The sequence below is a fragment of the Enterococcus sp. FR204 genome (assembly GCF_031143325.1).
GTDB lineage: Bacteria > Bacillota > Bacilli > Lactobacillales > Enterococcaceae > Enterococcus_B > Enterococcus_B faecium.
Window position 1 is genome coordinate 1 of record NZ_JAKZIW010000116.1, and the last position, 361, is coordinate 361.

Annotated in this window: 1 pseudogene; it reads right to left on the reverse strand. The window is 40.7% G+C overall.

Going from position 1 to position 361, the window contains the following annotated elements:
* Window positions 1-361, reverse strand: a pseudogene (locus tag RG571_RS12120) (DDE-type integrase/transposase/recombinase); the annotation flags it as partial.

Sequence of the window (361 nt, forward strand, 5' to 3'; positions counted from 1 at the left end):
ATAAGCTTTCATTTGATACGCCCAACCTTGATCTGAGTGAAACGTACGACGATAGGGACAATCCGTTAGTGGTCTGGATAGCTTCCTCCAAACCTTCCATTACCGCTAATGCATTGGGTTTTTCAGAGATACGATAGGATAAAATCTCACTATTGAACATATCCATAAAAGGATCTAGATACAATTTATTTTGACGGATAATGCCTTTGGCATCCACTTCATGGTATTTAAATTCAGTTGTATCCGTCGTGATTTTCTGATGGCAGATACTAGTGTAGAAACGACGATGGATCCGATTTTTGGCTACTGCTCCGACTTGACCTCGATAAGAATTGTAGCGCCGTGATTTACGTGTGTATGC